Genomic DNA, 12,890 nt, shown 5'->3' with positions numbered 1-12,890 from the left:
GGTCGAAAAACAGCCCCTGCGGCGACTATTTGCGCGATTCGAAAGGTGGTGGAGTCAGCCGCGGAGAACGGATGCCGCCTGCCGCGCAGCGCCGAGGGCGACGTACTCCTCGGATGCCGGAACCTCGACCGGGATGCCGAGCACCTCCGGCGCGATGGCCCGCACGGCCTCCGATTGCGCGCCGCCGCCGATGAGCAGTGCGCGCCTCAGTGGCACCCCCTCCTCGCGCAGCGCGTCGAGGCCGGCGCCGAGGCCCGACAACATCCCCTCGACCGCCGCGCGCGCGAGGTTCTCGCGGGTCGTCGAGGCAAGCGTCATGCCACCGAGGGTCGCGGTGGCATCGGGCAGGTTCGGCGTGCGCTCGCCCTCGAAATACGGCACGAGGGTGAGGCCGTCGGCACCCGAGGGGGCCGCGAGAGCCAGCCGACTCAGCTCGTCGTGGTCGACGCCGAGGAGGGATGCCGTGACGTCGAGCACCCGCGCCGCGTTGAGCGTGCAGACCAACGGGAGGAAATGCCCGTCGGCCGACGCGAAGCCCGCGATGATCCCGGATGCGTCCGCCGAAGGCGTCTCGCTCACCGCGAAGACCGTGCCGCTCGTGCCGATCGAGACGACCACGTCTCCCGGGCCCGCGCCGAGACCGAGGGCAGCCGCCGCGTTGTCTCCGGCGCCGGGCGCGACGCGCCGCCCCGCGGCATCCGTCACCGACTCCGTCGCACCGAGCACCCGCGGCAGCGCGGCGTCGTGCCCGAGCGCGGCGATCAGCAGCTCCCGGTCGTATTCGCCGGTCGCGGGGCTCCAGTACCCGGTGCCCGAGGCGTCTGACCGGTCGGTGACGAGTTCGTCGAGCACGGGGCCGAGGGGCGAGGCGCCTTCCGGCCCATAGCCCCGCAACCGCCAGGTGAGCCAGTCGTGCGGCAGGGCGATCGCGGCCACTCGCTCGGCGTTCTGCGGCTCGTTGTCGCGCAGCCAGCGCACCTTCGAGATCGTGAAGGATGCCACGGGCACGACACCCGTCCGATCCGCGAGCTCCTGCGCCCCGAACTCGGCGACGAGCTCTGCGGCAGCATCCGCCGATCGGGTGTCGTTCCAGAGCAGGGCGTCGCGGATGACCGCGCCCGACGCATCGAGCGCGACCATGCCGTGCTGCTGCCCGCCGATGGCCCAGGCCTCGATGTCGTCGAGCCCGCCTGCTCCCGCGATCGCCTCCTGCAGCGCGACCCACCACGCCTCGGGGTCGACCGACGTGCCGTCGGGGTGCGACGCGCGACCGGTGCGGACGACCGCTCCGGTCGCCGTATCGACGACGACCACCTTGCACGACTGCGTCGAGGAGTCGACGCCGAGAACCAGGGCCATCAGCGGATCAGCGTGCGCCGAGCAGGTGCTCGGTCGCCAGCTGCTGCAGACGCACGAAGCCGAAGCCGTGTCCACCGAGGTAGGCGTCGGCGTCGAAGTCCTCGTACGCGCTGCGGTCGGCGAGGAAGTCGTCGTAGCTCTCGCCCGGGTTGAGCGTCGGCGTCGAGAGCTCGGCGACCTTGGCGGCGGCCAGTGCCTCCTGCACCTCGGGGTCGGCGCGGAAGGCCGCGGCGCGCTCCTTCAGCAGCAGGTAGGTGCGCATGTTCGCGGCGGCCGAATCCCAGACGCCGGTCTCGTCTTCCGTACGGCTCGGCTTGTAGTCGAAGTGGCGCGGACCCTCGTAGGCCGGGACGCCGTTCGGGCCGCCGTTCTCGAGCAGGTCGACCAGCGAGAACGCGTTGTGCAGGTCGCCGTGACCGAACACGAGGTCCTGGTCGTACTTGATGCCGCGCTGGCCGTTGAGATCGATGTGGAAGAGCTTGCCGTGGTACAGCGCCTGCGCGATTCCGGCGGTGAAGTTCAGGCCGGCCATCTGCTCGTGGCCGACTTCGGGGTTCACTCCGACGAGCTCGGGACGCTCGAGCGAGTCGATGAACGCGATCGCGTGTCCGAGGGTCGGCAGCAGGATGTCGCCGCGCGGCTCGTTGGGCTTCGGCTCGATCGCGAAGCGGATGTCGTAGCCCTTGTCGGTCACGTAGTCGCCGAGCAGGTTGACCGCCTCGCGGTAGCGCTCGAGAGCTGCGCGGATGTCCTTGGCGGAGTCGTACTCGGCGCCTTCGCGGCCACCCCACATCACGAAGGTCTTGGCTCCGAGCTCGGCGCCGAGGTCGAGCTGGCGGAAGACCTTGCGCAGCGCGAAGCGCCGCACGTCGCGGTCGTTCGAGGTGAAGCCGCCGTCCTTGAACACGGGGGCGCTGAACAGGTTGGTGGTGACCATCGGCACGATCAGACCGGTGTCGGCGAGCGCGCCCTTGAGGCGATCGATCTGGGTCTGGCGTTCGGCATCCGTCGAGCCGAAGGCGAACAGGTCGTCGTCGTGGAAGGTGAGTCCGTAGGCGCCGAGTTCGGCGAGCTTCTCGACCGCGTGCACGACGTCGAGCGCCGGGCGGGTGGGGCCGCCGAACGGGTCGGTGCCGTTGTAGCCGATGGTCCAGAGGCCGAACGAGAACTTGTCTTCGCGTGTCGGGGTGAGGCTCATGATGCTCCTTCGCATGGTGCCGATCAGCGGCGCGCCAGAAAATGTTGTGAGCAACAACATATAACGTGGGGGAGGGGATGTCCAGCCTCCTAGACTGGCCGGGACCGAATGCGAGGACGATGTGACGGATGCTTCCGCTGACGGCGTGCGGGCGCGCAACCTCGCGCGGGTTCTCCGGCTGGTGCACCTGGGTGGCGCGCAGTCGCGCGCTCAGTTGACGGCCGTGACGGGGCTGAACCGCTCGACGATCGCCGACCTCGTGGCGCAGCTCGTGAGCGACGGCTGGGTCGTCGAGCGCGACCCCGACCCGGTCGGCCGCGTCGGACGGCCCTCGCCCGTCGTCGAGGCGTCGCCGAAGACCGTCGTCATCGCCGTGAATCCCGAGATCGACGCGGTCGAGATCGCCGCGATCGGACTCGCCCGCAACGTCGCGGTGCGGGAGCGGATCGAGTCGACATCCCTGCTCTCCGCAGAAGGCGTCGCCGGCCTCATCGCCGAGGTCGTCGATCGCTGGCGACAGGGCCCGCTCGAGCACTCGCGCCTCGTCGCGGTCGGGGTGGCGGTGCCGGGCCTCGTGCGCGCGGCCGACGGACTCGTGCGCAACGCCCCGCACCTCGGCTGGACCGATTCGCCGCTGAGCACGATGATCGCCGCGTCGACCGGTCTGCCGGTCGCGGTCGGCAACGACGCGAGCCTCGGCGCCTTGGCCGAGCACCTGTTCGGCGCGGCGCAGGGCGCGAACGACGTCGTCTACCTCAACGGCGGACCGTCGGGCATCGGCGGCGGCATCGTCGTGCACGGTGCTCCGGTCGGCGGTGTCGGCGGCTATGCGGGGGAGTTCGGGCAGAACCGGGTCGGCGCCGGGAGCGCGACTGTGCTCGAGGACGAGGTGAGCAGGGCCCGGCTCCTGGATGTGCTCGGGCTCGCCGTGGCGGACGACGCGACGCTCGCGGACGCGCTCGCCGCGGCATCCGATGACGATCCGGTTCGGGAGGAATGCGCGCGCCAGCGCGGTCTGCTCGCCCAGGCGATCGCGGATGCCGTGAACATCCTCAACCCGTCGGTCGTGGTGCTCGGCGGTTTCCTCGCCCAGCTCGAAGAACTCGATCCGGAGGGGTTCGCCGAAGCGGTGGTCGCTGGCGCGATGGCGGAGAACGCGGAGGGGCTCCGCATCCTGCCGGCATCCCTCGCCGCGGATCGGCTGCTGCTGGGGGCTGCCGAGCACGCCTTCACTTCCGTCGGCGTCATCTGACCGGTTCCGGTCGGAGCTCAGCGGCCGGCGTAGGCCCAGGCGACGACGTTCTGCGAGTTCTGGGTTCCGGTGAGGCCGTTGTCGGCGCTGTTGGGGAGGTAGGAGTCGATCCCGAACCGGGTGTTCACGTCATCCGCCGTCCCGCCGATGCCGTCGGCGCCCAGGCCGTACTGGGTCGCCGCCAGACGGCCCCCGGAATCGATGATCCCGTGGACGTCGTTGTCGGGATCCGTGTGGAAGAGCCCGATGGTGTGGCCGATCTCGTGGCTCACGATGTTCCCCAACGCGGTGCCGACGAACTTCACCCGATCGCTGGATGCGTGCAAGAAGTTGTTCAGCGTGGCGCGGTTCTCGGGATTCGCCGGGCCGCTGAAGGAACCGACCTGCACGAGTGCCAGATCCTCATGGCTGAAGTTGCCCGGGTCGATGTACTGCGCGATGCCCGACCCGCCCACCTGCGACTCGCTGGCCTTCCCCGCGACGTGCACCTGGGAGACATTCGTCTGACCCACCAGTTCGGGGTGCGTGCGAGCATTGAGCACGACGACGTTGACCCTCGGGTTGAGCGCGCCGGCCTGGACCTCGGTCTGAAGGTTCGCCCGCACGGTCGCGATCACGGTCTCCTCCAGCTGGTTCTGCGCGGATGCCGGGATGCCCCAGAGCGGGAGGAACGAGGTCAGCGGCGACAGGTTGGCGGCCGCGACGCCCTTTGCGAGCAACGTGCCCAGCGGCCGGGTGTCGACCGTCCCGCCGCGGAAGTCGATGAGCACGGTCTGCGTCCGCCCGGTGTCGGACTCCGTGCCGGGGCGGTAGGCCTCGAGGGTGAGCGTGTACGTCCCGGTGGAGGCGCCCGCGACTTCGACGGCGTACCAGCCCGCCTGCTCCGCGACATAGGCGATGTTGCTGTTGCCGCCGCGGGGGAGCGGGCTGCTCGGCGGGTAGTCGTAGGCGCTGTCAGCGGCGATGCCGCGCACTCTCTCGGTGCCGTCGGGCATGGTGACCCCGATGATGTTCGCGGAGCCCGTGACGGATGCGCCGAGCACATCGCCGGGGCGCAGCTGCACGGCGAAGTAGTCGGCATCGCTCGTCTGCGAGAGCTGGCCGGTCAGTTGCAGCCTGTTGTTGCGCGGTGCGCTCGTGCCGAATGCGGAGATCCGCTCGGCGGTTACCGTCGAGTCATTGCGGCCGGACCGGCCGGCCGGTTCGGCTTCTCTATATGTGAAAGGTGCACTGGCGGTGGTCTGACCGCGAACCGAGACGTCGGTCTGCGCCGCTGCCCCGGCGGAAACGGCGGGGGCGGCAAGGCCGGCGAGGGAGAGGAGCACGACGGCTCCGGCGAGACGAATGCGCATGGAAGACGTTCCTATCGGTGCGGAGGATCCCGCTCAGTCAAGACGCGCGCCAGCAGCATGGCAATATTCCGTCGCGGAGCCGGAGCGGCCCCGATCCGACTCAGCGCGCGAACCAGCTCCGCAGCGAGCGCGTCACGAACGGCAGCACCCAGTAGGTCATGATCGGCGTGAGCACGAGCGTGGTTGCGAGCACACGCAGCCAGATCGGCAGCCCGTCCCAGCCGGGGATCGGGCTCGCCGCATACGCGAACGCCACGTTCACGGGGAAGAAGCCGAGCCAGATCGAGACCGCCTGCTTCCAGCGCGGCGGTGCGGGCGCGACGGTGACCGTGGCGGTTCCGCCCTCGGCGGTCGGCAGGGTGATCGTCCCGGTGGTGGGCTCGTCGAACCAGCCCTCGATGCCGGTGCGGCGCCTCGAGCGCTCGCTGCGCACGAACCCTTCGCCCATCGACAGCCACCACTCGCGTTCGCCGGACTGCTCCCAGGCGACGAGCGAATCCTCGTTCGCGAAGCGGTAGAGCATGTGCCAGATCTGCGAGTGCTCGCCGGCGCGTACCCAGCCGGAGCCGAGGAATCCCGGGTACTTCGTCGCGAGGTTCACCCCCGTCTGCACCCAGACGGTCGCCTCGGTGATGCGCTCGGGGTCGACCTCGCGGCGGATGGACACGGTGATGGGTTCGGACACGGCGAAGTCCTCGTGACGGGGAGCCCGGGTCGCGGGCTGCCGAAGCGGTTGCGCCGGGGTCCGGGCGCATGCTCGATTCTATTTCCGGTGCGGGCCCTTCGAATCGCGTGACTTGTCGTGATCCGATCGTGAAAGCGACCATTCACGCGATTCGAACGCCGCGGTTCACGCCGAAAGCGCTCGCGCAACGCGTCGGACGAGTTCTTCAGGGCGTCGGAGCAGAGGAGCGGTGACCTCGATCACGGTCCAGCCGGCTGCGCGAAGGGCCGCGAGCCGCTCGACATCCTGCGCCCACCGGTGATCATGGAGCATCCCCAGATACTCGATCGCTACCAGCTGGTCCGGGTAGACCATGTCGATGCAACCGATGAACTGCCCGGACTCGTCGAAGACATCGACGTTGAGCTGCGGTTCAGGCAGGCCCGCCGCGACGAGCAGGCAGCGCACCCTCGTCTCGCGTGGCGACCAGGAATCTTCGCGCACTGATTCGAGGGCCGTGCGAAGCCGCTTCGCGCCGCGTCGTCGTCCGGCGGCGAGCGCCTGCCCCAGGTCCTCGATCGTCGCCAACGGTGGATGCCCAGCGCGGGGACGTCCATACCCCTCTCGCCACCGGCGGCAGAAGTAGTCACCTAACGCCACGAGATCGAACAAGGGCAGCGTCCCCAGGGATACCCATGTGGCAGCGGGTGAAGTCACCCGCAGGTCGTCGTGCATGCGGACCGAGGTGAGGCTCGCCAGCGTGCGGTGGCCGACGACGCCGCTCGCCCGCGGAAAGGGGATGCCGCCCGACGCACTCACGTGGAGAGCGAGGCCTTCGTCTTCCGCGATCTGGCCGCGATCATCGAATTCCAGAGGCAGCGGTGCGCCCCAGATCGACGCGGCTGTCTGGTGGCTGAAGAAGTGGCCGGTGTGGAGCCGAGCGTCGTAGACACGGGCGCGGGCGATGCGTGCGCGACGCTGACGCTCATACGGATCTGCGATGTCCGCTTCTGACGCGTCAGAGTCCGATGCCGGGCGGGCCGGCTTCACCCGAATTCCGTGGAATGGTGCGTGCAAGTCGGTCGCGCGCAGCCGCCCCCGAGACACGCCGAGCAGTCGAGCGGTGCTCGTGGAGAAGGCGGGTTCGAGGTCGTCCGGAAGCTCTGATCGTCCCATGCTGACACGGTGCCACCTCGAGCGTTTTGGCGGGCGCGCTATCCACAGCCCAAGGCCTTTGAATCGCGCGACTGGTCGCTGTCGTCGCCCGAAAGCCACCAGTTGCGCGATTCGAAAGCCGACCCGGCCGAAAAGAGAGGACCCCCGCCGACCCGATTCGGCGGGGGTCTCGCGGCGTGGGCGCCGCGACGGGAGCCAGAATGCTCACCATGCGCGGACGTGACTACCCGATCCGGTCTGAGTCTCTGTGCCCACGCATCTGCAGTTGTAATCGACCGAGGTGACCGGGCGGTGAACGGGGCACGAACATCCCCGCGGCGGTGCGGCCGAGGAACCGACCACGATTTACAAGGATGTCCTAGTAAATCTTCGGATGCCGCAGTAAACTCCCAATGTGCCAACGTAGGCACGGAGGGACATCACACAATGACTCGTACCATCCCGCACTTCGTGGGCGGATCGCTTCTCACCCCCGACTCCGGACGCTTCGCGGACGTGTTCGATCCGAGTTCCGGCTCCGTGCAGGCGCGTGTTCCGCTCGCCTCGGCCGACGAGGTGCGCAGCGTCATCGCGAATGCCGAGGCGGCGCAGGTCGCCTGGGGTGCCACGAACCCGCAGAAGCGCGCCCGCGTGCTCCTGCGCTTCCTCGACCTGGCGCAGCGCGAGATGCAGTCGCTGGCCGAACTCCTCGCCAGCGAGCACGGCAAGACCGTCGACGACGCGAAGGGCGACATCCAGCGCGGCCTGGAGGTCATCGAGTTCTCCGCGGGGGCGCCGCACCTCCTCAAGGGCGAGTACTCGACGGGCGCCGGCGCGGGCATCGACGTCTACTCGATGCGGCAGCCGCTCGGCGTGGTCGCCGCGATCACCCCCTTCAACTTCCCCGCGATGATCCCGCTGTGGAAGGCGGGACCTGCGCTCGCCGCCGGCAATGCGGTCGTGCTCAAGCCCAGCGAGCGCGACCCCTCGGTGCCGGTGCGCATCGCCGAGCTCTTCCTCGAGGCGGGCCTCCCCGCCGGCGTGCTGAACGTCGTGCACGGCGACAAGGAGGCCGTCGACGCACTGCTCACCGACGACCGCATCCGCGCCGTCGGCTTCGTCGGATCCACGCCGATCGCCGAGTACATCTACTCCACAGCCGCCGCCCACGGCAAGCGCGCGCAGTGCTTCGGCGGCGCGAAGAACCACATGATCGTGATGCCGGATGCCGACCTCGACCAGGCCGTCGACGCGCTCATCGGCGCCGGCTACGGCTCGGCGGGCGAGCGCTGCATGGCCATCTCGGTTGCCGTGCCCGTCGGGCAGGAGACGGCGGATGCCCTCGCGGCGAAGCTGATGGAGCGCGTCGCGAAGCTGCGCATCGGCCCGGCGCTCGCGAAGGACGTCGACTACGGTCCCCTCGTCACCCGCGCGGCCGTCGAACGAGTCGTCGGCTACATCCAGCAGGGCGTCGACGAGGGTGCGACTCTTCTCGCCGACGGCCGCGGCTTCACGGTCGAGGGCCACGAGGAGGGCTTCTACCTCGGACCGACCCTGTTCGACCATGTCACGACCGACATGGCGATCTACCGCGAGGAGATCTTCGGGCCGGTCCTCGTGATCGCGCGCGCTGCCGACTACGAGGAGGCGCTGCGGATGGCATCAGAGCACGAGTACGGCAACGGCGTCGCGATCTTCACCCGCGACGGTGACGCCGCCCGCGACTTCGCCGCGCGCGTCGAGGTCGGAATGGTCGGCGTGAACGTGCCGATCCCCGTGCCGATCGCGTACTACACGTTCGGCGGCTGGAAGCGCAGCGGCTTCGGTGACCTCAACCAGCACGGCACCGACGCGTTCCGCTTCTACACGAAGACCAAGACCGTGACGAGTCGCTGGCCCTCCGGCATCAAGGATGGCGCCAGCTTCGTCATCCCCACCATGCACTGATCCCCACGCCCTCAGGAACCCAGGAAATTACGATGACAATGACCACCGTCACCACCACCGCCGAAGAGCGCGAAGCCATCCTCGACGCGGTCCGCGAGTTCGCGGACACCGAGCTCGCGCCCTTCGCGGCCGAGCGCGATGAGAAGCACCTGTTCCCGAGAGAGTCGCTGAACCGGGCCGGCGAGCTCGGCCTCGGCGGCATCTACGTCAGCGAGGAGTTCGGCGGCACCGGCCTCAGCCGGAGCGACACCGTGGCGATCTTCGAGGAGCTCGCGAAGGGCGACCCCGCGGTCGCCGCCTACATCTCGATCCACAACATGGTCGTCTGGATGATCGACACCTACGGCGACGACGCGCAGCGCGGCCACTGGCTGCCGAAGCTGACCGCGATGGAGGAGTTCGGCGGCTACTGCCTCACCGAACCCGGTGCCGGATCGGATGCCGCCAACATCGCTGCCAGTGCTGTCCGAGACGGCGACGACTACGTGCTCACCGGCGTGAAGCAGTTCATCTCGGGCGCAGGGGAGGCGGCGGTGTACGTCGTCATGGCTCGCACGGGCGAACCGGGCGCCCGCGGGATCAGCGCGTTCCTGATCGCCGGCGACGCGGAGGGCCTGAGCTTCGGGGCCCCCGAGAAGAAGATGGGCTGGCATGCCCAGCCCACGCGCCAGGTCATCCTGGATGGAGTGCGGGTACCGGCATCCGCCATGCTCGGCGACGAGGGGCGCGGCTTCGGGATCGCGATGTCGGCGCTGAACGGCGGCCGGCTGAACATCGCCGCCTGCTCGCTCGGCGGTGCGCAGTGGGCGCTCGACCGGGCCGTGCTGTATGTGCACGAGCGGGTCGCGTTCGGTGAGCCGCTCGCCGAGAAGCAGTCGATCATGTTCGCTATCGCCGACATGCGCACCGACCTGCAGGCCGCGCGGCTCATGGTGCGCGACGGTGCGCAGGCCGTCGATGAGAAGGCGCCGGATGCCACGATGCGCTGCGCGATGGCCAAGCGCTTCGCGACGGATGCCGGATTCGACGTCGCAAACCGGGCGCTGCAGCTGCACGGCGGCTACGGCTACCTGCAGGACTACGGCATCGAGAAGGTCGTGCGCGATCTGCGGGTGCACCAGATCCTCGAGGGCACGAACGAGATCATGCGCCTGATCGTCGGCCGCGAGATGCTGCGGCCGGCCGGATCCGTATCGATGCGGAGCGGATCATGACCTCCCCGTCGAAGACGGTCGTCGCCTTCCTGGGGCTCGGGCACATGGGGCTCCCGATGGCGAAGAACCTCGTCGCAGCCGGTCACGAGGTGCACGGGTTCGACCTGGTTCCCGCCGCGATCGAAGCCGCGCAGGCGGCGGGGATCGCTGTGGCGGCGAGTGGGGCGGATGCTGTCGCCGACGCGGACGTCGTCATCACGATGTTCCCCGCGGGCAAGCACGTGATCGAGGCGTACCGGACGGAGCTCCTTGACGCTGCGCGGCCGGGGACGCTGTTCATCGAGTCGTCCACGATCGCGGTCGACGAGGCGCGGGCCGCCCACGCGCTGGCGATCGCTGCCGGGCACCGCAACGTCGACGCCCCCGTCTCCGGTGGCGTGGTCGGCGCCGAGAACGGCACGCTGGCCTTCATGGTGGGCGGTTCCGACGACGACTTCGCCGCGGCCCTCCCGCTGCTCGAGGTCATGGGCAAGCGCATCGTGCACTGCGGTGGTCCCGGCCTCGGCCAGGCCGCGAAGGTCTGCAACAACATGGTCCTCGCGGTGTCGCAGATCGCCGTCGCCGAGGCGTTCGTGCTGGGAGAGCGGCTGGGACTCGAGCACCAGGCGCTGTTCGATGTCGTGTCGCAAGCGTCGGGTCAGTGCTGGTCGATCACCACGAACTGCCCGGTGCCAGGGCCCGTGCCGACGAGCCCGGCCAACCGCGACTATCAGCCGGGGTTCGCCGGTGCCCTGATGGCGAAGGACCTGGGGCTCGCGCTGCAGGCGATCGAGCAGACCTCGACGGACGCGCAGATGGGGCGGCTCGCCCAGCAGATATACGCCGCCTTCGCTGCCGGCGACGGTGCGACTCGTGACTTCTCGGGCATCATCACCGACATTCGCGATGCGGGCGACTGACCCGTGCCCGACACTTGCAGGTCGGAAGTACATCTGCAGGTCGTATTCGAGCATCCGCGCCTGCAAGTGTCATCTCGACCTGCAGGTGGCGGGCCGACGGCGATCGACGAGATGAGACACAGGGCGATACTGGGATGACCACGACGGAGAGGGAGACATGACCGAGTACGAGACGATCCTGGTGGAACAGCGCGGACGGGTCGGATGGATCACCCTCAACCGTCCGGAGGCGCTCAACGCCCTCAACAGCCGGCTCGCGGAGGAGGTCACCGCGGCTGCCGTCGCTTTCGACGAGGACGAGGGCGTCGGTGCGATCGTCGTGACTGGATCGGAGAAGGCGTTCGCCGCGGGTGCCGACATCAAGGAGATGGAAGACATGTCGGGCGCGCAGATGCTCGAGACCGACCACTTCGGCATCTGGCACGAGTTCGCCGCCGTGCGCACGCCGGTGATCGCGGCGGTCTCCGGCTTCGCCCTCGGCGGCGGATGCGAGCTGGCGATGATGTGCGACATCATCCTCGCCGCCGACACCGCGAAGTTCGGGCAGCCCGAGATCAACCTCGGCGTCATTCCCGGCATGGGCGGAACGCAGCGCTTGATCCGCGCGGTCGGCTACTACAAGGCCGCCGAGCTGGTGCTCTCCGGGCGGTTCATGGGGGCGGAGGAGGCGGAGCGTTCCGGTCTCGTGTCGCGCGTGGTTCCGGCATCCGATCTGGCGGCTGAGGCCGAGAAGCTCGCCGCGACCATCGCCTCGAAGTCGCTGCCGTCGGTCTATGCGGCGAAGGCCGCGCTGGATGCGGCGATGGAGACCACCCTCGCCGAGGGGCTCGCGCACGAGAAGCAGGCGTTCGCCGCGCTGTTCGACACCGCCGACCAGAAAGAGGGCATGTCGGCCTTCCGGGAGAAGAGGACGCCGGAGTTTGAGAACCGCTGAACGGTCAGCCTCGGAGGCCGTCGACGATCTTCGCGATGCGGCGCTCGCGCGTCGCGTCCTGCTTGGCGTCGACGACGGTCCTCGCGTGCTCCTTGCGGACCGAGTAACTCAGCGCATCGAAGGCGGCGCGCACGGTCGGGTCGGCGTCCAGGGCGGCGGCGAGCTCGGCGGGCACCTCGACGGTCCGCTCCGCCGCGTCCAGCCTGATCACTGCATCGATCTCCTGATCGAGTTCGAGGCCCATGTCGGTGCGCACGGCCTTGCTGAAGCCGATCATGTTCTCGCCGCCCATGCGCGCCACGCGCAGCCGGGCCGTGCGACCGCCGATCGTGACCGCGACCGGGAAGGCCTTCCCGGCGCCGAACGACGCGACCTGCTCGTCGGTGAGGAAGATCGCCGCCGCGGGAGGGCGGCCGACGAGCACGGTGTGCAGTCGCAGTTCGCTCATGCCGACAGGGTACGCCCGCCGTCATCGAACTCGGAAGCGATGATCTCGTTCCGCTCCGCGATGAGCCGACGCATGTACGCCCGCATCACGACGGCATCCACGAGGCGGCCGAGCGGACCCAGCGGCGAGCGGAAGGTCACCGTATCGCGCATGAGCGTGCCGGACGGATGCTTCTCGAACCGGTGCTCGTGCAGGAAGGCACGGAACGGTCCCGAGATCTGTCGATCGGAGAATCCGAGCGGCGGATCGATATCGAAGACGACAGATCGCAGACGGAAGCGGATGCCGAAGTGGCGTGCCCGCCACGTGGCCGTCGAGCCCTCCGTGAAGACACCGCCTGCGGGCGCCTCGACCATGGTCTCGTCGTACCGGGTCATCGACCTGACGTGGAGCTCGGGGTCGAGCGACGCGGCGAAGACCGCGGTCGGCGGGGCGGAGATGACCGTCTCCAGCACGAACCGCGCCATG

The 12,890-nt window shown here is 69.3% G+C and carries 12 protein-coding genes; 5 read left to right on the top strand and 7 right to left on the bottom strand.

The genetic code is table 11. The features are described from left to right. Nucleotides 1-54 precede the first annotated feature (54 nt). Together xylB and xylA are read right to left on the bottom strand one after the other, a co-directional pair. Nucleotides 55-1,359, bottom strand: a complete 1,305-nt coding sequence (xylB, locus tag V5D55_RS03400; RefSeq protein ID WP_435747669.1) for a xylulokinase — start codon at nt 1,357-1,359, stop codon at nt 55-57. Between the two features lie 7 nt (nt 1,360-1,366). Beyond that, nucleotides 1,367-2,557 carry a xylose isomerase gene (xylA, locus tag V5D55_RS03395; RefSeq protein WP_435747667.1) on the bottom strand — a complete coding sequence of 397 codons (1,191 nt, stop codon included), beginning with the start codon at nt 2,555-2,557 and terminating at the stop codon, nt 1,367-1,369. Between the two features lie 121 nt (nt 2,558-2,678). Here xylA and V5D55_RS03390 point away from each other — a divergent pair, with 121 nt between their 5' ends. After that, complete coding sequence (locus V5D55_RS03390) at nt 2,679-3,809, top strand: ROK family transcriptional regulator (protein ID WP_435747665.1); 1,131 nt, start codon at nt 2,679-2,681, stop codon at nt 3,807-3,809. Nucleotides 3,810-3,826: 17 nt separating this feature from the next. On the opposite strand, the gene V5D55_RS03385 is transcribed toward V5D55_RS03390, so the two are convergent. From V5D55_RS03385 to V5D55_RS03375, 3 genes are all read right to left on the bottom strand, one after another. Then, nucleotides 3,827-5,161, bottom strand: coding sequence for a hypothetical protein (locus V5D55_RS03385; RefSeq protein ID WP_435747663.1), 1,335 nt, complete (start codon nt 5,159-5,161; stop codon nt 3,827-3,829). A 100-nt stretch (nt 5,162-5,261) separates the two neighbouring features. Then, the gene (locus V5D55_RS03380) at nt 5,262-5,846 is read right to left on the bottom strand and encodes an antibiotic biosynthesis monooxygenase (protein ID WP_435747660.1); all 585 of its coding nucleotides are present in this window, start codon (nt 5,844-5,846) and stop codon (nt 5,262-5,264) included. 165 nt (nt 5,847-6,011) lie between these two features. Next, nucleotides 6,012-7,001 (bottom strand): hypothetical protein, encoded by a 990-nt coding sequence (locus V5D55_RS03375; RefSeq protein WP_435747658.1) that lies wholly within the window; start codon nt 6,999-7,001, stop codon nt 6,012-6,014. Nucleotides 7,002-7,427: 426 nt separating this feature from the next. On the opposite strand from V5D55_RS03375, the gene V5D55_RS03370 reads away from it, so the two are divergent. From V5D55_RS03370 to V5D55_RS03355, 4 genes are all read left to right on the top strand, one after another. Further along, a complete protein-coding gene (locus V5D55_RS03370) occupies nt 7,428-8,927 on the top strand; it encodes a CoA-acylating methylmalonate-semialdehyde dehydrogenase (RefSeq protein WP_435747656.1) in 1,500 nt (499 codons plus the stop codon). 32 nt (nt 8,928-8,959) lie between these two features. After that, complete coding sequence (locus V5D55_RS03365) at nt 8,960-10,141, top strand: acyl-CoA dehydrogenase family protein (RefSeq protein ID WP_435747654.1); 1,182 nt, start codon at nt 8,960-8,962, stop codon at nt 10,139-10,141. Beyond that, the gene (gene mmsB / locus V5D55_RS03360) at nt 10,138-11,040 is read left to right on the top strand and encodes a 3-hydroxyisobutyrate dehydrogenase (RefSeq protein ID WP_435747652.1); all 903 of its coding nucleotides are present in this window, start codon (nt 10,138-10,140) and stop codon (nt 11,038-11,040) included. The genes V5D55_RS03365 and mmsB overlap by 4 nt, the downstream gene beginning before the upstream one ends. 157 nt (nt 11,041-11,197) lie before the next feature. After that, on the top strand, nt 11,198-11,974 hold the full coding sequence (locus V5D55_RS03355) for an enoyl-CoA hydratase-related protein (RefSeq protein ID WP_435747650.1): 777 nt from the start codon (nt 11,198-11,200) through the stop codon (nt 11,972-11,974). Between the two features lie 4 nt (nt 11,975-11,978). On the opposite strand, the gene V5D55_RS03350 is transcribed toward V5D55_RS03355, so the two are convergent. Beyond that, nucleotides 11,979-12,422 carry a YdeI/OmpD-associated family protein gene (locus V5D55_RS03350; protein ID WP_435747648.1) on the bottom strand — a complete coding sequence of 148 codons (444 nt, stop codon included), beginning with the start codon at nt 12,420-12,422 and terminating at the stop codon, nt 11,979-11,981. After that, complete coding sequence (locus tag V5D55_RS03345; protein ID WP_435747646.1) at nt 12,419-12,889, bottom strand: SRPBCC family protein; 471 nt, start codon at nt 12,887-12,889, stop codon at nt 12,419-12,421. Before V5D55_RS03345 ends, V5D55_RS03350 begins: the two co-directional genes overlap by 4 nt. Nucleotide 12,890 lies beyond the last annotated feature (1 nt).

Origin of the sequence: Microbacterium sp. PMB16 (assembly GCF_051294855.1) — a bacterium.
Lineage (GTDB): Bacteria > Actinomycetota > Actinomycetes > Actinomycetales > Microbacteriaceae > Microbacterium.
Note: the sequence above shows the minus strand (reverse complement) of the source record. Positions and strands in the feature narration are given on the sequence as shown.

Coding starts and splice junctions, on each gene's coding strand:
- V5D55_RS03345 (WP_435747646.1), bottom strand. CDS start 12,889: ATGGCGCGGTTCGTGCTGGAGACGGTCATCTCCGCCCCGCCGACCGCG.
- V5D55_RS03350 (WP_435747648.1), bottom strand. CDS start 12,422: ATGAGCGAACTGCGACTGCACACCGTGCTCGTCGGCCGCCCTCCCGCG.
- V5D55_RS03375 (WP_435747658.1), bottom strand. CDS start 7,001: ATGGGACGATCAGAGCTTCCGGACGACCTCGAACCCGCCTTCTCCACG.
- V5D55_RS03365 (WP_435747654.1), top strand. CDS start 8,960: ATGACAATGACCACCGTCACCACCACCGCCGAAGAGCGCGAAGCCATC.
- V5D55_RS03370 (WP_435747656.1), top strand. CDS start 7,428: ATGACTCGTACCATCCCGCACTTCGTGGGCGGATCGCTTCTCACCCCC.
- V5D55_RS03355 (WP_435747650.1), top strand. CDS start 11,198: ATGACCGAGTACGAGACGATCCTGGTGGAACAGCGCGGACGGGTCGGA.
- mmsB (WP_435747652.1), top strand. CDS start 10,138: ATGACCTCCCCGTCGAAGACGGTCGTCGCCTTCCTGGGGCTCGGGCAC.
- xylA (WP_435747667.1), bottom strand. CDS start 2,557: ATGAGCCTCACCCCGACACGCGAAGACAAGTTCTCGTTCGGCCTCTGG.
- xylB (WP_435747669.1), bottom strand. CDS start 1,359: ATGGCCCTGGTTCTCGGCGTCGACTCCTCGACGCAGTCGTGCAAGGTG.
- V5D55_RS03385 (WP_435747663.1), bottom strand. CDS start 5,161: ATGCGCATTCGTCTCGCCGGAGCCGTCGTGCTCCTCTCCCTCGCCGGC.